The 17,974-nt window shown below is 66.0% G+C and carries 19 protein-coding genes, 1 pseudogene and 1 riboswitch; of the genes and pseudogenes, 8 read left to right on the top strand and 12 right to left on the bottom strand.

Translation table 11 applies throughout. The annotated features are described in order from the left end of the window. Positions 1 to 27 precede the first annotated feature (27 nt). The gene (locus J2S97_RS06090) at positions 28 to 999 is read left to right on the top strand and encodes a dienelactone hydrolase family protein (RefSeq protein WP_307047508.1); all 972 of its coding nucleotides are present in this window, start codon (positions 28 to 30) and stop codon (positions 997 to 999) included. Continuing rightward, on the top strand, positions 992 to 1,819 hold the full coding sequence (locus tag J2S97_RS06085) for a CPBP family glutamic-type intramembrane protease (protein WP_307047506.1): 828 nt from the start codon (positions 992 to 994) through the stop codon (positions 1,817 to 1,819). The genes J2S97_RS06090 and J2S97_RS06085 overlap by 8 nt, the downstream gene beginning before the upstream one ends. Here the strand turns inward: J2S97_RS06085 and J2S97_RS06080 are convergent. Beyond that, complete coding sequence (locus tag J2S97_RS06080; protein WP_307047504.1) at positions 1,715 to 2,734, bottom strand: ribonuclease Z; 1,020 nt, start codon at positions 2,732 to 2,734, stop codon at positions 1,715 to 1,717. The genes J2S97_RS06085 and J2S97_RS06080 overlap by 105 nt on opposite strands. 61 nt (positions 2,735 to 2,795) lie before the next feature. On the opposite strand from J2S97_RS06080, the gene J2S97_RS06075 reads away from it, so the two are divergent. Then, positions 2,796 to 3,314 carry a DNA alkylation repair protein gene (locus tag J2S97_RS06075; protein ID WP_307047502.1) on the top strand — a complete coding sequence of 173 codons (519 nt, stop codon included), beginning with the start codon at positions 2,796 to 2,798 and terminating at the stop codon, positions 3,312 to 3,314. Here J2S97_RS06075 and J2S97_RS06070 read toward each other — a convergent pair. The 3 genes and pseudogenes from J2S97_RS06070 to J2S97_RS23960 form a co-directional block, all read right to left on the bottom strand. Next, on the bottom strand, positions 3,281 to 3,535 hold the full coding sequence (locus J2S97_RS06070) for a hypothetical protein (protein WP_307047500.1): 255 nt from the start codon (positions 3,533 to 3,535) through the stop codon (positions 3,281 to 3,283). The two genes, J2S97_RS06075 and J2S97_RS06070, sit on opposite strands and share 34 nt — an antisense overlap. Before the next feature lie 28 nt (positions 3,536 to 3,563). After that, positions 3,564 to 4,319, bottom strand: a complete 756-nt coding sequence (locus J2S97_RS23965) for an S-layer homology domain-containing protein (protein ID WP_373460511.1) — start codon at positions 4,317 to 4,319, stop codon at positions 3,564 to 3,566. A 189-nt stretch (positions 4,320 to 4,508) separates the two neighbouring features. Further along, positions 4,509 to 5,024 (bottom strand): annotated as a pseudogene (locus J2S97_RS23960) (polysaccharide deacetylase family protein); the annotation flags it as partial. A 257-nt stretch (positions 5,025 to 5,281) separates the two neighbouring features. Then, positions 5,282 to 5,452: riboswitch (cyclic di-AMP (ydaO/yuaA leader) on the top strand. Positions 5,453 to 5,455: 3 nt separating this feature from the next. On the opposite strand from J2S97_RS23960, the gene J2S97_RS06060 reads away from it, so the two are divergent. Continuing rightward, entirely contained in the window at positions 5,456 to 6,199 is a 744-nt protein-coding gene (locus J2S97_RS06060) for an NlpC/P60 family protein (RefSeq protein ID WP_307047496.1), read from the top strand. A gap of 58 nt (positions 6,200 to 6,257) precedes the next feature. Here J2S97_RS06060 and J2S97_RS06055 read toward each other — a convergent pair whose 3' ends face one another. Both J2S97_RS06055 and J2S97_RS06050 read right to left on the bottom strand, forming a co-directional pair. Continuing rightward, entirely contained in the window at positions 6,258 to 7,511 is a 1,254-nt protein-coding gene (locus tag J2S97_RS06055; RefSeq protein ID WP_307047494.1) for a ZIP family metal transporter, read from the bottom strand. After that, on the bottom strand, positions 7,508 to 8,602 hold the full coding sequence (locus J2S97_RS06050; RefSeq protein ID WP_307047492.1) for a multicopper oxidase domain-containing protein: 1,095 nt from the start codon (positions 8,600 to 8,602) through the stop codon (positions 7,508 to 7,510). Before J2S97_RS06050 ends, J2S97_RS06055 begins: the two co-directional genes overlap by 4 nt. Positions 8,603 to 8,683: 81 nt before the next feature. On the opposite strand from J2S97_RS06050, the gene J2S97_RS06045 reads away from it, so the two are divergent. Next, entirely contained in the window at positions 8,684 to 9,358 is a 675-nt protein-coding gene (locus tag J2S97_RS06045) for a metal-dependent transcriptional regulator (RefSeq protein ID WP_307047490.1), read from the top strand. A gap of 23 nt (positions 9,359 to 9,381) precedes the next feature. Here the strand turns inward: J2S97_RS06045 and J2S97_RS06040 are convergent, their stop codons facing one another. Continuing rightward, positions 9,382 to 9,963, bottom strand: coding sequence for a hypothetical protein (locus J2S97_RS06040; RefSeq protein ID WP_307047488.1), 582 nt, complete (start codon positions 9,961 to 9,963; stop codon positions 9,382 to 9,384). A gap of 139 nt (positions 9,964 to 10,102) precedes the next feature. Here J2S97_RS06040 and J2S97_RS06035 point away from each other — a divergent pair, with 139 nt between their 5' ends. Next, entirely contained in the window at positions 10,103 to 10,297 is a 195-nt protein-coding gene (locus tag J2S97_RS06035; RefSeq protein WP_307047486.1) for a DUF1918 domain-containing protein, read from the top strand. 16 nt (positions 10,298 to 10,313) lie between these two features. Here J2S97_RS06035 and J2S97_RS06030 read toward each other — a convergent pair whose 3' ends face one another. Continuing rightward, positions 10,314 to 11,777 carry a DUF5129 domain-containing protein gene (locus J2S97_RS06030; protein WP_307047484.1) on the bottom strand — a complete coding sequence of 488 codons (1,464 nt, stop codon included), beginning with the start codon at positions 11,775 to 11,777 and terminating at the stop codon, positions 10,314 to 10,316. Positions 11,778 to 11,875: 98 nt separating this feature from the next. Here J2S97_RS06030 and J2S97_RS06025 point away from each other — a divergent pair, with 98 nt between their 5' ends. Then, positions 11,876 to 12,340: a hypothetical protein gene (locus tag J2S97_RS06025; protein ID WP_307047482.1), complete on the top strand. Its 465-nt coding sequence runs from the start codon at positions 11,876 to 11,878 to the stop codon at positions 12,338 to 12,340. Beyond that, positions 12,277 to 14,037: a DUF5671 domain-containing protein gene (locus J2S97_RS06020; protein ID WP_307047480.1), complete on the top strand. Its 1,761-nt coding sequence runs from the start codon at positions 12,277 to 12,279 to the stop codon at positions 14,035 to 14,037. The genes J2S97_RS06025 and J2S97_RS06020 overlap by 64 nt, the downstream gene beginning before the upstream one ends. Here J2S97_RS06020 and J2S97_RS06015 read toward each other — a convergent pair whose 3' ends face one another. From J2S97_RS06015 to J2S97_RS06000, 4 genes are all read right to left on the bottom strand, one after another. Beyond that, positions 14,038 to 15,729, bottom strand: coding sequence for a SulP family inorganic anion transporter (locus tag J2S97_RS06015; RefSeq protein WP_307047478.1), 1,692 nt, complete (start codon positions 15,727 to 15,729; stop codon positions 14,038 to 14,040). A 27-nt stretch (positions 15,730 to 15,756) separates the two neighbouring features. Further along, positions 15,757 to 16,461, bottom strand: coding sequence for an endonuclease/exonuclease/phosphatase family protein (locus J2S97_RS06010; RefSeq protein WP_307047788.1), 705 nt, complete (start codon positions 16,459 to 16,461; stop codon positions 15,757 to 15,759). 147 nt (positions 16,462 to 16,608) lie between these two features. Beyond that, the gene (locus J2S97_RS06005; RefSeq protein WP_307047475.1) at positions 16,609 to 17,136 is read right to left on the bottom strand and encodes a hypothetical protein; all 528 of its coding nucleotides are present in this window, start codon (positions 17,134 to 17,136) and stop codon (positions 16,609 to 16,611) included. Beyond that, positions 17,025 to 17,972, bottom strand: a complete 948-nt coding sequence (locus J2S97_RS06000) for a carbohydrate-binding domain-containing protein (RefSeq protein WP_307047473.1) — start codon at positions 17,970 to 17,972, stop codon at positions 17,025 to 17,027. The genes J2S97_RS06005 and J2S97_RS06000 overlap by 112 nt, the downstream gene beginning before the upstream one ends. Positions 17,973 to 17,974 lie beyond the last annotated feature (2 nt).

Genomic DNA, 17,974 nt, shown 5'->3' with positions numbered 1-17,974 from the left:
ATGTTGGTAAACGGTAGGAGGCCCTCCATGACCCAGCTTGGCAAGTTTGAGAAGTACCTGATCGAGGAATTCTTTGACGATTACCGTGCCGGAGCCATGAGCCAACACACGTTCACGCGCAGGGTAGCGTTCATTACCGGCAGCATGGCCGCCGCCGCGACCGCGATGGCCCTGGTCGGCTGCACGCCGCAGGAACTTCCGCGAAGCACGGATCCGATGCCAACTCCCACGTCGCCTTCGCCGGGAACGGGCACCGCTTCCGCCGGCGCAGTCCCTGGCGCCAAGAGCCCGCTCTCCGTTCCCGAAGGTGCGGCCGGGCTGGTGACCGAGACGGTGCGGTTCCCTTCAGGCAGCACCGACATCAGCGCTTACCTTGCCCGGCCGGAAGGCGATGAAGCTGGACCAGCCGTGCTGGTCTGCCACGAAAACCGCGGGCTGACCCCGCACATCCAGGACGTGGCGCGGCGCTTCGCCAAGGCCGGCTACGCGGCCCTGGCGCTAGACCTGCTGAGCAGGGAGGGAGGGACCGCGAGCTTGGACCAGGACGCCGTCCCCGGAGCACTGACGCAGGCCGGTGCCCCCCGCCATGTGGCTGATTTCTCGGCGGCTTTCGATTACCTGAACGCGCAGTCCTTCGTCGATTCCGGACGGATTGCCATGACTGGCTACTGCTTCGGCGGAGGCATCACGTGGCAGGCGGCGACGGAGCTGGCCGGGCTGAAGGCGACGTCTGCGTTCTACGGACCCGCCCCGGATCTGGACAAGCTTTCTGCGATCAAGCCCGCGGTCCTCGGCGTCTACGCCGAACTCGACGACCGGATCACCGGCGCGCTGCCGGCCTTCCGGGATGCCCTGGCCGCCACTGACGTCCGCCACGAGCTGAAGGTGTATCCCGGCGTCGACCATGCGTTCCACAATGACACCGGCGAGCGCTACGACGAGGCGCAGGCCACCGCCGCGTGGAACGACACACTGGCCTGGTTCGGTAAGTATGTCTAGCCGTGCGCTCGCTGCCGGAACCGGCATCCGCAGCGGCATTTCGCTGAGTCTGCTTCCCTCGGCGCTGGTGTCGCTCTCCGGCTTCGTCCTTTTCGTTCTGGAACAAAGGATCGCCGGGTATGGCGTTCTGGCGTTGGCGCTTGTCCTGGCAGGATTGATCGACAGGGCGCTCCTGCGCGATCTGGCCCTGATCACGGCCGGGCTTGTGGCAATCAGCCTTGTTCCGATCACCACGGATATCAGTACCGAGCACATGCTCGTCATGGGTACGGCGATGATCCTCGCCGTCGGAATTCCGTATGGTGTTTCGCGGTTCGCCTTCAAGGACCACGCGGTCAGGTTTCCGGTGATGACCGGGCATCCCTGGACGCGGACGGAGAAATGGTACCTGGTGGCCGTCGTCGTTATGGGGTACGCGCTGCTTCCGGCGTACATGGTCAATACCGGGGTCTACAGCAACTGGCCCGCGGTTTCGGATCCGGAAGGGATCTTCCGGCTCTTCCTGGGCACGAATGTGCTGGGGATCTGGGACGAGCTGTTCTTCATCTGCACGTGCTTTGTGCTGCTGCACCGGCACCTGCCACTTGCGCAGGCGAACGTGCTGCAGGCCGTCCTGTTCACGTCGTTCCTGTGGGAACTGGGGTTCCACGCCTGGGCGCCGGTGTTCATCTTTCCCTTCGCCCTGCTCCAGGCGGTGATTTTCACGCGGACGAAGTCACTGTCCTACATCGTGGCCGTCCACCTGCTCTTCGACTTCGTGCTGTTCCTGGTTCTGCTTCATGCCCACAACCGGGCCTGGTTCGATTTCTTCGTCTACTGACGACGGCGGGACGGCGCCCGCGAGCAGGCCGTTCCGTTGCCGCTTGGGCAGCGGGATCCTGTCCAGGTCCTTTGCGGCGACGACGGCGGCCCGGCCGGAGCGGGCACCGGCCTCTTCAGCCAGGACGCCAACGTCGACGTACCGCGAGGAAAAGTGGGTGAGGACCAGAGTCCCGGCTCCGGCGGTGGACGCCAGTGCGCCTGCCTGCCCGGCGGTGAGGTGCAGGTACTGAGCGGCCAGCCCGGCGTCGTCATTGCTGAACGTAGACTCCGCCACAAGGAGGTCCACCCCGTCGGCGAGTTCTTCAGCGCCATCGCACTCCGCTGTATCCATGACGAAGGCGAAACTCTGGCCGGGACGCGGAACGCTCACGTCCTCCAGCCGGACCCCGTCCAGGCTCCCTTTCTGCTGGAGCCGCGCGATATCCGGCCCGCTGATCCCTGCCCTTGCGAGTTGATCCGGCAGCATGGTGCGGCCGTCCGGCTCGACCAGCCGGTAGCCGAAAGTGTCGATGCGGTGCCGCAACGGCCGCACCTCCAGTCCAGAGGCGACCAGCCCCGGCGCGGAGTGCGGGTGCAGCTGCAGGTCGAGGCCGGGGGAGGCAAGGGACACGAGGGCGCGGACCACCTCCGCACCTGCGGCTGGAAAATGCAGATGTACCGGGTGCGGCACTCTGTCGAGGACCATGCGCGACAGCACGCCCGGAAGCCCGAAGCAGTGGTCCCCGTGGACGTGTGTGAGGCAGATCCGCGTGATCTGGCTGGCCGGGACGCCGGCGTGGGTCATCTGCCGCTGGGTGCCTTCACCGGGATCGAAGAGCAAGCCCTCGCCGTCCCAACGAAGGAAATACCCGTTGTGATTGCGGGTCCGTGTGGGAACCTGCGAGGCGGTGCCCAGGACGACCAGTTCACGCATGGGACTGAGTGTCTCACGCCGCCGCTCAGGGCGCTCGCAGGGTATGCGACAGAATAGTCGGGTGACCGACGCCTGTAACTTCGTGGATGCTTCGCTGCAGCGGGAGAGCTCCTGGCTCCGGGCGGAGGAGGCCCAGGCCCGGCTGGGCGATGGGATCGAGTACTACGGCGCCTCCGTCGGTGCGGTGCGGGGGACCATCCGCGACATGCTGCGCCGCCACCGTGACCTCGTCCACGATGACATCACGGCCCTCAGCACTGAGCTGTGGTCCGTCCCCGTCTTCGAACGCCGCCTGGCGGCCGTTGTGCTGCTGCAGTCCAGGGTGGCCCTGCTCAACAACTCCGACCTCACACGGATCGAGGGCTTTGTCCGGGAGGCGCAGCTGGGTGAGCTGGTGGACCCGCTGGCCGCCGACGTCGTCCGTCCCTTGGTTGCCCGGCTGGAAGGACAGGCGAGAGTACGGGCGGACGTAGTGCTGGACCGGTGGGCGCGTGATCCCGATCCGTGGCTGCGGCGCGCCGCCGGCCTGTCACGGCCGGACGGCACTCAGCCGCCGGCCCGCCGCTCCACCACCGCGTAGGCTCTTCCTTCGAGGAACTCCCAGTCGGTGACCACCATGAACCCGAGGGCGCTGACGCGGTCGTTGAGGACCAGGACGTCAAAACCGCCGTCCCGCGGCTCTGCGTCCCACGTCGCAACATGGAGTTCCTTGCCCTCAAGGATCAGGAGCTCCGTGTTGACGTCGAAGTCCTCCTGCGGCTGAGTGCTCAGCTGGCAGATGGCCACGCAATAGTTTTTCATCTATGGATTCTGCCTCATGCTGTTGTCCCTAGCCGGGAAAGGCTGTGTTGTAGCGGTACATGAAGGCCGCCATCGCATCCCTGTTGACCGGCTGGACGGGACGGAAGGTCCGGGTGCCGTTGCTTTCGTCCCAACCGGTGGAGATGTTCGTTGACGCCAGCCAGTTGATTTCCCGGTAGAACTGCGTTTGCAGTGTCACGTCGGCGAAGGGCGAGATGCCGGGAGCAGTGTAGGCAGGGCTTCCGTTGAACCGGTACATGAAGGCTGCCATCGCATCACGGTTCACCGGTTGCAGCGGCCGGAACGATCTGTTGCCGTTCCCTTCATCCCAGCCGGTCGAAATTCCCTGCGACGCAAGCCACGTGATTTCCTTGTAGAACTGCGTCTGCGGCGTGACGTCAATGAACGGGGAAGTCGCCGGCGGTGTGAACGCCGGACTCCCGGCGAGGCGGTACATGAACGTAGCCATGGCATCGCGGTTGACGGCGAGTCCCGGTCGGTAGGTGCGCGTGCCGTTGGTTTCCAGCCAACCTGTCGAAATACCCTGTGCCGCGAGCCAGTTGATCTCCGTGAAAAACTGCGCGTTGCCGGGAACATCGCTAAACGGGCTCGGGGACGGTGACGGCCCGGGGGCCTGGCCCAGTGCCTGCGCTACTGTCTGCACCGACGTGGTCCCGTTCGCCGTTCGCGCAGCCAGCCAGGTGACGAAGGAGTCGAAGAGCGCCGGAGTGATGGACAGGGACGGATCCGTGCCCACAGCGATTTCGTGGAAGGTAAGTTGCACCCATCCGCCGGTGGTCTCTGCGTCGGTCACTCGGGCCTGCAGATCCGCCAGGCTCCACGTGCTGTCCACCTGGTCCGGAGCCTTGGTGACCATGGGATTTCCCGGCGGGAGCGACTCCGCGACCGGGCAAGAGGCACAGCTGTCCGGAGAGCGCAGGTCGCCCAGGCCCCGTGAACTGGAGTAGCCGCAATCGCGGACTGCCGACTGGGCAGTCGCATTCTCTGCGGCGAAGGGATACGCGAAGTTCCGGACGGTGAAACCCCAGCCCTCCAGCGTCGTCTTGCTGTCGCAGACTTCCGCGCGCGCGGCTGCAGCGCCGATCGTGGTCAGGTCCGGGTGAGTCACACTGTGGCCGCCGATCTCGTTACCGTCGGCGGCAAGGCTCTGCAGGTTCCCTCGAGTGAGAAAACCGGACGAATCAATAAATGAGGTGGTGATGTAGAAGGTTCCCACCAGCCCGTTGGCCTTGAGTACCTGGGCGGCTGCGAGCTGACTGCCGTTGCCGTCGTCAAAGGTAAGACTGATGATGGTTGGCTCCGCTGCCTTCGAAGAGTTGGCAATGCCAACCACGGTGCTCACCGTGAGCAGCAAAACACCCACGACCGCAGCCCACCGCCGTCCGTTCCGATCTCTGGTGGGTACGGCCGCAGGTGGGTCTGCCAAGTGACGTCCTTGACTGCGGACAGGGCGGGTCAACCAGCGCATGATGCCTCCAAGCGTGTAAGTCCCCCCGCAAGAACATGCACGTAGACTACGCCTCGCGGCGTGAACACAAAACACTCCATTTGACAAGCGGTGAATCCAAGTAAATGGAGACCCGCTACTCGCATTTATATGCACAGGGGCGCCAGCCGTGCCGTTACCTGAATGTGACACCAAGTGGTCACGCACGTACGGTGGAAGAGTGCCTGTTGTCTCAGATACCGGCACTCCCGGGTGGATTGCCTAACCCTGCCGCGGCCCGGGATCCAACCTAAAACCATCCGGCGGGGACGGGGAAACCACTTTCGACCTGCCGTTGGCGCAGGTCTCGGGGTGAAGCCGCACACCTTCCGCACAGCGGAAGGCCAATGCGGCCGGGTGCCTCCCATCCGAATCCGACAGCTAACCCCGCTGGCATCGGGAGAGGCTACTTCATGTCTTCACGCAAACTGCACGTTCAGCCCCGATCGACCGCCCCCGCAGGGCGTTCCGGGCCCCCTTCCACTGCAGGCAGGAGCAGGGTCGGCCGCCAGGCTGCGGTGATCGCCGCAGCTTCGGGCCTGGTCCTTTCCAGCGGCATGGCTGCCCATGCGGCCGAAGCCCCCGCGGAACGTGAGTCAGCTCCGGCGTCGGCCTTGGACGTCCAGGCCCAGGTGGGCGCACCGCTCAGCGCGGATTCCAATGTCAGGATCAGCTTCGAACGCCCTGAAGTAAGCTCCACGCCCGCCCCGGTCGAAGAGCCCGCGCCGCAAGAGGCCACCGCTCCCGCGCCGACTGCTCCGGCGCAGGCTGCAATGCCTGCTGCTCCGCCCGTTGCCGTCCAGGTCCAGTCGGCTGCGCCCGCCCCGGCGGCCGGCGGCGTCAATGCCGCCATGGTTTCAGCTGCCTACGCGCAGCTGGGCACCACGCAGGACTGCACAGCCATGGTGGAAAAGGCCCTTGGCTCAGCGGGCATTCCGGTGGGCGACCTCGGTCCCACGCAGTTCATGAACTACGGCAAAGTGGTGGGGGAGCCCCAGCCCGGAGACATGGTGGTGCAGTCCGGCCACGTGGGCATCTACATCGGCGACGGCCAGGTCATCAGCGGCGGCATGAACGGTGCGAACGCCACCGTCAAGCACCCGTTGTCCTGGCTGACGGCGACTGGCGGCGTGACCTTCGTCCGCGCGGGAGCCTAGGCGTCCTGCTCCTGGCCCACCCCGCCTGGTTCAAGCCTGCCCCCTCAAGCCTGCTCGCTCAAGCCTGGACAAGAAGCCCGGTGGCAAACATCACGGCCAGCCCCAGCACAATACCGGCGCTGGTGAGTGCAGTGAAGGTCTTCCCCGTGCGGTCCCTGAGCATCGGTAGGAGCTTCACGGCCACCTGGGCCACGGCCCCCGCGCCGGCGCCCAGCAGGAATGCAGACAGCGCAGGCTGGTAGACCGTGGCTCCGATGAGCGCACCGGCCGCTGCAGGCGCCCCGGCGATAAGGCCCAGGACCGCCAGCCAGGCAAGCCGCGGGGGCTCCTTGGCGAGAGGTGTCACGATCGCCAGGCCCTCGGTGGTGTTGTGGATGGCAAAGCCGACGATCAGGGAGGCACCCAGTGCCAGGGAGCCGACGGCGTACGCCGATCCGATGGCCAGGCCTTCGCCCAGGTTGTGCAGCCCGATGCCGATCGCAATCAGCAGCGCGAGGCGCTGCGGTTTAAGCGGTGCCTGCGGTCTCAGGAGCTCCTGCGTCCTCAGGCGTGCCTGGGGCTTCTGATGCCTCCGCATCCACGCGTCGGTCCCCTCCAGGACGAGGTACGCTACGGCGGCGCCGAGGAAGACCACCAGCGGGCCGCCGAAGGAACTGTTCCCGGCGACGATTTCCACGGCCTCAAGGGCGGCGTCCAGTGCCAGGAACGCCAGAAGGCCCACGGTCACGCCCAGCAGGACCCGGACCCAGGCGGCGGGGGCCCGGCGCATGAAAGGCATCCAGAGCATACCCAGCGCCACCGGGATCACGCCCACGTAGACGCCGAGCAAAACCATGAGCGCAAAGAACGAGTTGCCCCGTTCGGGGCTGAGCGCGGCGGCGTCGATCCCGGCGGCGATCTTGCCTCCACTGGAGGTCACCAGGGCCACCTCATAGGGATCACCCTCCACCCAGTTGTAGCTGATGGTGAGCGTTGACGACTCCAGCGGTCCCATGGAACTACGGGTCTGGGTGAACGGTGCGTAGTAGTCGGAGACGTTGACCTGCGCTATGGCCACCGGGTCCGGGCCTTCGTTGCGGACAGTGATCGTGATCTGGCCGGGTGTGAGGCGGACGTCCTCGACGGCGACCTCCTCCCTGGGCGGCACGCCTTCCGAGAGCTTGCCGAGTCCGGGCGCATTCAGGAGGGAAAACAGGCCGAGGAGGAGCGCGATCAGGATCAGCGGGCCCAGTCCGAGCAGCCACTGCGGTACCGGCGGCCGGCGGTGCAGCCCGGCGGCCTGTGCCGCCGTCGTCCGTTCATCCAGGCTCATGCTGCGCTCACCTCGAAGAAGCCCATCCAGCCAAGCTCCGCGAATTCAGTCTTGTGGGCGTGGAACATGTACTTGCCCGGGTACGGGAAGCGCAGCTCCAGGATTCCCCGCTGCCCCTGCACCTGGGAGATGGTGTCGGTGTATTCGCTGGGCGTCAGCGTGGTGCCGGTGGGGTAGTAGTGGAAGAAGTTTCCGTGCACGTGGAACGAATTGACGGGGTCGTACTCGAGGACGTTGATCAGGTGGATCCGGACGAGCGCATTTTGCCTAACCTGCACGGGGAAGTCCATGAAGTGGAACGGGAGGCCGTTCACTGAATAGAACTCGTTATCGTCCCCGCCGTCGGTGTTGTAGCCGTTCATGACCATCACCATCTCGTCGTCCGCCTTCGGCCTGCCTTCCTTGGGCTCGATGATGAAGCCGCCGTAGAGGCCCTTGGCGATGTGCGGGGCCAGGGGTGACTGATGGCAGTGGTACAGGTGCGTCCCGAACGGCACGGCGTCGAACTCATAGGTGAAGCCCTGCCCCGGCGCGATGGACCCGGCACCTATTCCCGGGGTTCCATCCATTTCCGCGCTGTGGATGCCGTGGAAGTGCAGCGTGTGCGGGTGGGCGCCGGCGTTGGTGAAGTGGATCCGTAGCGCGTCCCCCTCGCGTGCCCAGAGCGTGGGGCCGGGGATGCGGCCGTTGTAGCTCCACCCCGGGAAGGTGATGCCGGGCGCGATCTCAAAGTCCTTGTCCACTGCCACGATGTCCCATTCACGCAGTGTCCTGCCGTCCGGGAGTGTGCTGGCCTTCCCCCGGTCGAAGTCCCGCAGGATGGCCGTGGGGTCGATGCCGGCCCGTTCAGGCAGGACCGATCCGCCGGCAAAACCGGCGTGGCCGGCGTGGTTGACGCCGGTACCGACGGCCGACGGCGGGCTGCCGGAGTGCCGTGCGCTGGTTCCGCCGGCCGGGTGCTGGTCATGACCGCTCGACGTCGATGCCTGCAGGGCGGAAAAGGCGGAGACGGCGGGAACGGCGGCCAGGGCGGCGGCGCCGGACAGCATGGATCGCCGGCTGGGCAGCGTCTCCGAAACTTTTTTCGGCATGCCGATCCCTGACTATTCTCTAAACCAACATTATTGTTCGTTAAGCCTAACATTTGGCCGTGGCTTGATACCATGGATGGCATGCCGGTCTCTGATTTGTCCCCAGCCGCCCAGGACTACCTGAAGCTGATCTGGTCGGCCACGGAGTGGTCCGCCACTCCCGTGACCATCGGCGTCATGGCTGAACGGCTGGGAGTCAGGCCGTCCACCGTGTCAGACGGAATCAAGAAACTCGCCCGCCAGGGACTGGTGGCCCACGCCCCGTACGGGAGCATCGAGCTGACTGACGCGGGCCGGGAGCACGCCGTTGCCATGGTCCGCCGGCATCGGCTCCTGGAAACGTTCCTGGTGGACGTGCTGGGATACGGCTGGGACGAAGTCCACGATGAGGCCGAGGTCCTGGAACACGCGGTGTCGGACAAGCTGATTGGACGCCTGGACCGAAAGCTTGGTCATCCCACCCGTGATCCGCACGGCGACCCCATACCTGCTCCGGACGGGAAGCCGCACGCTCCGGAAGGAACGCAGCTCTCCGCAGCCGCCGCCGGCGGTACGGTGGCCATCACCCGGATCTCAGATGCGGATCCGCAGATGCTGCGCTATTTCACCCAGCTCGGACTCGCCCCGGACACCAGGCTCACCGTCAGGGAGCACCGTCCCTACGCGGACGTGACCACGATCCGCCTCCATGGGCCCGACCGGGACATAGACCTCGGGGCGTCGGCCTCGGATGCAATCTGGGTGGTGGCCGTCTAGTCCTGGCTTGCGGCGCGGCCGTTTCAGGGTGGCGAGATGGTGAGCTGGGCCGTGCTCTCACCCTGAGCGAATTTGATGCGCAGGAGGGCGCCGCGCGTGTCCGCCGGGACAGTGAAGCGGACGTCTCCCGACTTGCTTGAATCGCCGGCGACCAGCTCGTTGAGGCCGGCATCGGGGGACAGGCTGACTGCGCCGGCATTGAGCCTGAACGTCGAGTCCCAGAAGTTGATGTCGTACCTGCCATGGTTGGTGCAACGGACCGAGATCGTCAGCGCGACCTTCCCGGCCACTTCGGGGCGCACCCGGGCCTCGAGAAGTTCATATTCGATGTCCGAGGACCTGTAGGTCCGCTCTGCCGGCAGGGCGACAGTCCATCCCGCACCCTCACCGGCGCCAGTCGCGGTTCCGCCCGGTGGGGGCGGGCCGGGCTGCGATGTGCCGGCGGCGGGGGACCCGCCTGAAGTGGCGGCGGGACGGCCGCCGTCGAACACCCCGAGTTGCCCCAGCCCCAGCAGCAGCCCGGTCACAGCGGTGATCACCGCAGCGGCGGCGGTCAGCAGACCGGGCAGCGTGGCCCACCAGCTGGTGGGCTTTTCGTCCGCCATAGCCGTTCCCCCCTCGGTCCCGTGCCAAGGTCAAGATCAGTAATATCCCCATACTCCCGCCAAGCGGCCGCAAGCGCCAGATGCCGGCCCTGTTGCAGGCGGCCCGACACCCGTACTCTGGTTCTGGGAGGTGATTGCCATGAAGGCAGCCCAGGGAGACCGGATCACTATCCGGGGCAAGACGGTCGAGTCGTCGGACCGCCACGGCCAGATCATTGAGGTCCACGGGGCCGACGGAGCACCGCCGTATGTGGTGCGTTTCGACGACGGCCATCAGACCACCGTCATTCCAGGCGGGGATTTCATCGTTGACAGGATTCAGCCGCCTCACTGACCCGGATCGGCAGTAGCTAAAAGTTGGACGAACTTCCGGACCCGGAGAAGCTTCCGCCGCTGCTGCCGTACCCCGTTGTGCTGCCGTCTCCGCCACGGGCGCTGCCGACGCTGCTTACGCTTGTGTTGAAGCCGGCGTTGAACGTGGGAACGGAGAAGAAATAGTAGGACGGATAGACCGTGCCAAGGATGCTCGGCTCGTAGGCGCGGCCATACTTGGCCTTGCTTCCGGCCTGCGCGCTCTCCATTTCGTCGCGCATCAGGTTGGCTTCCAGCTCGTTCCTGGCGAAGCCCGCAATGACAGTGTCGGCGTGGTTCTTCAGCAGTTCGGACAGGTGCGTCCGCGCGTCCCGCAGCCGGTCCAAGGCTGTTTCGGGGGCGATTGAGCCGTCGGCGAGTTCGGCTGACCACCGCTCGATCTCCCGGTGGCTATGGTCGCGGAAGGACCGAAGCGCTGCGGCCGTCGCGGAACCTCCTTCGGCGTGCCGCTTGCCGAGCATCTGTTCCAGGGCGGCCAGGTCATTGCGGAAGGGTGCGAGTTGCCGGTCCCATGCGGAAACCCACGCAGACCCCCGGTTCAGGAGAGCGTTGGTGTCCGCGATGACGTCGTCCAGCGCGTCGAGCTCCGCGGAGGCGTCGGCGAAGCTTCGGATCAGTTTGAGGTTTGGCCGGCGGCTCATGGCCCGGGGTGTCAGTTCGTGCGCACGGTTGGACAGCTCGGTGGCCCTGTTGTACTTGCCCAGGAAGGTGCGGTGCTTCTCCAGCACGGTGCTGCCGTACCGCGAGGACTCGGGAATGGTTTCGGCATTGAGCTCGGTGACCTGCAGGTCCATGCTGACGCTGGCGTAGCTGGCGTCCCCGCGGGCGAGTTCCTTCCGGCTTTCCGTCCGGGTCCGCCAGCGCACAATCAGCCATGTTGCGGCGCCGAGGACGGCAGCAGTCCCGGCGCCCCAGGCTGTGACGAGGAAGGCCGTGGAACGGTACCACGGCTGGTTGATCAGGTCGGCGCCGCGCCGCACACCCGCGATGGTGCCGTCGGTCCACTGCGCATCACGGAGCAAATCCTTGGAAGCGTTTTGGATGTCTTCCCGCTGGTCAAGGGAAACCTTGCGGTCCTCGCCCATGTACGTGCCCACATGCCGCCCCACCGGGTCCAAGGCGAAAATGAAGAGACCGTCCGCCCATTTCTGGCCGTCCCCGCTGATCCATTCCGGATGTTCAGCGCGGGCGAAGCGAAGCACCTCGTCGTTGAGGTTGTCCTCTGCCGCTCCCCGGTAGGTGACAATGGCAACCCTCGTGGGTTCGTAGAAGTCCAGGGACTCCACTGCAGGGATCAGCCGGTTGCGGTCCAGCACTCCGGCCCCGTCTTCCACCACTATCTCCACCGGCGGCTCCGCATGCGCCGCAGCCATCCCGCACAGCCAGCCGAAAAGTACCAGCAACACGGTTGCCGATGCCCTCCGTATGTTTCCTTTTTCCATGAGGCAACGATTGTCTCCCGCGGCGCTGATGGCAACCCTCGTGCAGGAGGGCCGAAAGGACCGTAGCTACGTTGTGGGGAGTGGGCCATACTGACCACATGGACGCAGCGGCGGCAAAACCGAACAGGATCCTCGTGATCATCGTTGCAATTATTGCCGTCCTGGTGGTGGCGGCCCTTGCCGTTGTTTTCTCACGGGGCGAACCTGCGCTGCTGGACGAGTCAACGCCGCAGGGCGTGGTCCAGCGTTATACCGCCGCCGTCATCGGCGGGGACGAGACAGCCGCAATGGCCTACCTCACCGAGACCGCCCGGACCCAGTGCGTAGATTTCGAAAGGGCCTCCACGGACAACCTGCGGGTCACGTTGGTTTCCACCACGGAGCGGGCCGCGTCCGCGGACGTGCGGGTGCTGATTGTGGTTTCGAACGGGAGCGCCCCGTTCGGCAACTCGGAATACGCAACGGAGGACGTGTTCGACGTCGTGAAAACGAACGGCAAGTGGCTGATCGACTCCGCTCCCTGGCAACTCAGGGTCTGCGCGAACCGGGCGGTGAAACCGTGAGCGCCGCCCGGACAGTGCCGGCACCGGCTGCCGGGTCCGCCCAGCCCACTGTCCGCCGCCTCATTGTCTACACGCTGCTGTTCGCCCTGGTGGTGGTTGCTGCGATAGGCCTTAGCGGCCTGTTGGGAAGGCTGCTGGGCGCGGGTACCGTGCTCGTGGCGGGTGACGTGGCCGGCTTGGCCCGTTCGCTCGCATTCACGCTGATAGGCGGCCCCATGGCAGCCGCTCTCTGGTGGTTCGTCTGGCGCCGGCTCGGCGACGTCATGGAGCGCCAGTCTGTGGGCTGGGGGCTGTACCTGACCCTCATGTACGCGGTCGCACTCATCACGGCAGCAGCATGGTTGCTCGGTGCCCTGGCCGCCGTCGTCGGAGCCGAATGGCAGGGGTGGCAACTTTCACTGTCCAACGGGCTTGTCTGGGCAGGCGTGTTGGCGTGGCACCGCTGGATGTGGCGCCATCCGCGCAAGAGCCCCGTGCTCATGCCGGACGTGCCCACCGTGGTGGGGGCAGTCTTCGGGCTCATTATCGGTGTGGGCGGCACCGTCACGGCGATGGCAACGCTCCTGGACACCGCGATCCGTGGCTTCACCGCGTCAGCTTCTATCGGGGATCCATGGTGGAGGTCCGTGCTGCAATCGCTTGTCTGGGCCGCCGGCGGCGGGGCCATCTGGTGGTGGCATTGGATCCGCGAAGGCGGACGCCGGCTGAAAACAGGTTTTGCCGATGTCGGGCTGGTGGTGGTCGGGATCCTCGGAGCGATCGTCCTGGCGCTCGCCGGCATCGGCACGGTCCTGTTTATCCTCCTACGGCTTGCCTTTGACCGCACGGACCCCGTCAGCGAAATCCTGGAACCGCTGGGCGCAGCCATAGCGGCGGGCGCAGTGGGTTCCCTGGTCTGGGCCTACCACCGTACCGTCGCGCCGGGACGGTCCGAAGCAACACTGCAGTCGGCCAAGCTGGTGACCTCCGGGGTTGCCCTTGCCGCCGCTGCCACCGGCATCGGCATCGTGGTCAATTCCGCGCTCGGCATCGCGGCCACTCCGCTGGCCGGCGGCGGCACGAGGACGCTGCTGCTGGGTGGCATCAGTGCCCTGGCGGTCGGAGGTCCGCTGTGGTGGCTCACCTGGAAGCCCGGGGTCCCGCCGGAACCGTCAGAGCTTGGGCGGCGGGGACGGCGTGTCTACCTCATCGCGGTCTTTGGCCTGAGCGCGGTGGTCGCCGTCATCACCCTCCTGGTGATCGGATACCGGGTCTTTGAATTCATGCTCGACGACGCCTCACGTGGAAGCCTGGTGGAGCGGACCCGCGCACCCCTCGGCCTGCTCGTGGCAACCGGACTCGCAGCCGGCTACCACTTCGCCGTGTGGCGGCACGACCGTGCCCTCGCGGCTGATGCCATGCCCGCGCGGAAACGGACCGTAGGGAGGGTGATCCTGGTGACCGCCGGCGACCCGGAACCGCTGGTCCGGGTAGCGGCCGAGGTCACGGGCGCGAGTGTCACCGTCTGGAGGAAGGCCGATGCCGGGCCCTCCGACGCAACGCCCTCCGACGCAACGCCCTCCGATGCAATGGAGGGAGGAGCCGATGAGCTGCCCGACCAGCTGGCCCGTGCACTGGACGGCGTCGCCGCGGACCGGGTCCTGGTGGTCACAGGCCCCGGATCCCGCGTAGAGGTGATCCCGCTGGCTTCGGCATAGTTAGAGCCCGAACGTCCGCTTATAGCTTTTCACCGCGTTGTTGACCGTGGGAAAGAAATGGTCGGGACCGAACCGGCTGCTCACGCCGAACTTGATCAGGCGGTCCTTGACCGGACCTTTCAACTCCGCAAAGACCAGGCTGATGCCCTGGCTTGCCAGTTCGTCGTCGAGCTCCACAAGATAGTCAAGAGCGGTGGTGTCCAGGTCAGTGATGGCCTCGGACGCCACAATGACGCATTTCACCGGCCCAGGGGCGTCGGCCACGAGGTTGCGGATGTGTTCGGCAAACACCTCACCGTTGGCAAAAAAGAGCGGAGCGTCAAAGCGGGCGATCACCAGTCCAGGGACGCGCAGGCCTTCCGGATGCCTGCCGATGTCGTGGTAGCCCGGGACGTCCTCAAGGCTTGCCAGTTCGGTTCGGTAAGGATCCCATGCCCTCCGGATGAACGCGATCAGGGACAGTGCGATGGCTATGACGATGCCCTGCAGCACGCCGACGAAGGCGACGCCGAGGAACGTGGTCAGGAGGAGCGCCGTTTCCATCCGGCTCATCCTGACCAGCCGAAGGAGGGTTTTCACGTCGACCAGGGACGCGGCCGCCACGATCACGACGGCGGCCAGCGTGGTGGTGGGCAGGAAGGCGGTGACCCCCGGCGCGGCCACCATGAAGACGACCACCAGTGCGGCCGCGACGATGCCGCTGAGGGGAGTTCGCGCCCCGGCTTGGAGCGCGGTCGGTGTCCGTGACGAACTGCCACACACCGGGAACCCGCCGAGCAGCCCGCTGGCCACGTTGGCGATCCCCAGCCCACCCATTTCCTGGTTGCCGCTCGTGTGCACGCCGCCGCGGCCGGCGAGGCTCTTGGAGAGCGTGGAGGTATCGGCGAAGGCGATGAGCGCGATGCCTGCCGCCGGACCGAGGAGTCCCACGACGTCATCCGGGGTGACCCCGCCCAGGGCGGGCGCCGGCAGCCCCTGCGGGAGGGCTCCTACCATCGGCATGGCATCCTTGAAGCCGAGGGCCGCGGCCGCCGCGATAGAGGCCGCAACGGCCAGAAGCACGCCGGGAACTTTCCAGGGGAGGAAGCGGCCCGCAGCGATGATGGCCACCGTGGCCACACCGAACACGAGTGCCACCGGATTCGTGGCACCCCGCGACACCGCCTCCGCCGTCGCAATGGCATTTGCCTGCAGTGAACCGCCCTGAACCGAGATTCCGAGCAGTTTGGGCAGCTGGCTGACGATGACGGCGAGGGCAATGCCATTGAGGTAGCCCACCCGGATCGGTTTGGACAATAACCCGGTGACAAAGCCCAGCCTGAAGATCCGTCCCGCTATGAGGAAAACCCCGATCAGGATGGCCAGGACCCCGGCCAGGGCAACCGCACGGGAGGGTTCGCGGCCCGCCAAGGGCAGGACTGCGGCCGCAATCATGGGGACCAGGGCAGAATCCGGCCCCACAATGAGTACGCGCGGCGGCCCGAAAACGGCGTAAAACAGCATAGGCACCACGGATGCATATAGACCGTTGACCGCCGGTAGGCCGGATGCCTCCGCGTAGGCCATGCCCGCAGGAATCAGCAGGGCGCTCAATGCCGCACCCGCTGCCAGGTCAGACTTGAGCCAGGACCTTTGATAACTCCGGGCCAGCTGGATGCCCGGAATGGCTTTCAGGATCCAATCGCGGCGCAAGGGGGCCTCCCGGGCTGGTAGTCGGCGTCAGGGTTGAGGCGTTCCCTGGATGGGGCCGGAATCCTGGCCGTATTCGGCGGATACCAGGATGGGAAGGTGGTCCGACGCGCCGCGCGGAAGGGTCTCAACGCTTTCGATGTCCAGCCCGAGCGAGGTGGCAAAGTCGAAATGCCCCTTGAATACCTTGTACCTCGTATAGGTCCGCCGGTCACTGAGCGAGAGTTCGTAGCCCGAATTCTTCATGTGCTCGGTGAGGTTCTTGGTGAAGAACGGGTAGTTGAAGTCGCCGACCATGAGCGTCATGAGTCCGCTGCCCATGCCGAGGAGTTCTGCGTGTGCCGCCTTGATCTGTTTCCGGCGCAGCGAGTTGGAAGCCGTCAGGGGCGCCGCGTGGAAGGAGGCGATCACCAGCTCGTGGTCCGTTTCGTTGTCCACGACCCGCGTGCCGATCAACCGCTCGTGTGCAGGTGCCAGGACACGGTCGTGGAGTGACTTCTTCAAGGCAAAGGTGTTGGTTTCGAAGGCCGTGAAGCGGTCCATCCGGTAGTAGATGGCAAGTCCCAGCCTGTTGCCTTTGGTCGAATCGGCCAGATGCAGGGGCCCCAGCGTGTCCGGCAAATCAGTGGTGTCGCACTCCTGCAGGCACAAGGCATCTATCCCGAAGTCGCGGGCAAGGTCGAGCAGTTCACCGCGTGCCGCGTGCTTGCGAAGGTTGTAGCTGATGACTCGTATCAGGGGAATACCTCTTCCGAGCGTAGTAAGGAGAACCAGTTCCTGAGTCTACCCAGTAGAGGGTGCCGCGCGCAGGAAGACAGCGCAGGGAATGGCGGGGGACGCGGCCAAGCCTCCGTCCCCCGCCGTTGTCCTGCCGCGGGCCGGTCAGCGGCCGCCGGGACCTCGGGCCGCCGTGTATTCGCCGGCGGTGACGGTGCCCTGCTGTTGTGCGCCGTCGAGCATTCCTTCGCCGATGCCGGCAGTGACCTGGGCGGTCCCGCCGGTGTAGACCGTGTACTCCTCACCGGCTGTGATGGCTGCGGAGGTGAAGACCAGTGAAGCTGCCTGCTTCGCTGTCACGAACGTCGCCACCACCGCGCTGCTGGAATCCGCCAGCTGGATGGTGGTGCCGGCCGGCCGGGCAGAGCCGAAGGTCAGCTGAACTCCGGACTGTGATGAGGACGTTCCGGGAGTGACCGCCATGCTTGAGCTTCCCGCGGCCGCCACGGTTCCGCCGTTGACCACGAGTTCGCCGTTGACGTCCAGTGCGCCATTGCCGTCGTTGGTGGGTCCGTTGACCACTACCGTGCCGCCGCTGATCGTGGCGTTGCCGTTGGAGTCCAGGCCGTCGCCCTGCGAATTGATGGTGAGCGAGCCGCCGGTGACTTCCACCGTGTAATCGCCCGCGGCCATCTCGCCACCCCCATGCCGCCGCCGCCCATTCCGCCCTGCGAATCGGTGGTTCCGGTGCTGCCGCCGGACGCGTTGACGCCGTCGTCGTTGGACGTGACGTTGGCCGTGCCCCCGGACATCACGATGTGCTGGGCTTCCAGGCCTTCTTCGGACTCCTCCACCGTGGCGGTGCCGGCGGCGATGGTGAGAGTATTGAACGCCTTGATGCCGTCGTCCCCGGCGCTCACGTTGAGGGTACCTCCGTTGATGAGTACCCAGCCGCGGCCTTCGTCCTCCTCGTTGTCCGATGTGAAGCCGTCGTCGCCGGCCGTGACCTGGAAGGCACCGTCGAGGAGGACGGCGTAGTCCTTGCCTACGATGCCGTCGTCCGCCGCGTCCACTTTCACGGTTCCTGCTGCCAGCACCAGGCCGTCCTTGGCGGAGATGCCGTCGTTGTAGTTGACGTCCACTGCGAGCGAGCCGGCGCCGGCGACGGTGAGGTCGGCCATGGAGTAGAGCGCCGAGTTGGGTGCGTCCTCGCCCTGGTCTGCGTACGTTGCAGCGTCGCTTAGGGCATTGGACGTGCCGTCCTCCAGGAACACGATTGCTTCGTTGGCGCTCTGCACCACGAACGGGGATCCGGTGGAGCTGGTTACGTCCGCGCCGTCGAGGATGATGCGCACTACGTCTTCCTCGCCAGCGGCCACCACTACTTGCCCGTCCGACAGTGACCCGCTCAGGCGGTAGGTTCCGGCCGCGCTGATGGTGACTGTGTCGCCGTCGACCTTCACAGCGTCCGACGAACCTGATGCCACCGAGCTGGCGCCCTCCGCCAGGGTCACGGCCACTTCGGACACCG

Origin of the sequence: Arthrobacter oryzae, from assembly GCF_030812315.1 — a bacterium.
In the GTDB taxonomy this organism is placed as follows: Bacteria; Actinomycetota; Actinomycetes; order Actinomycetales; family Micrococcaceae; genus Arthrobacter; species Arthrobacter oryzae_B.
The sequence above is the reverse complement of the archived record's forward strand: the minus strand, read 5'-3'. Positions and strand labels throughout refer to the sequence as shown.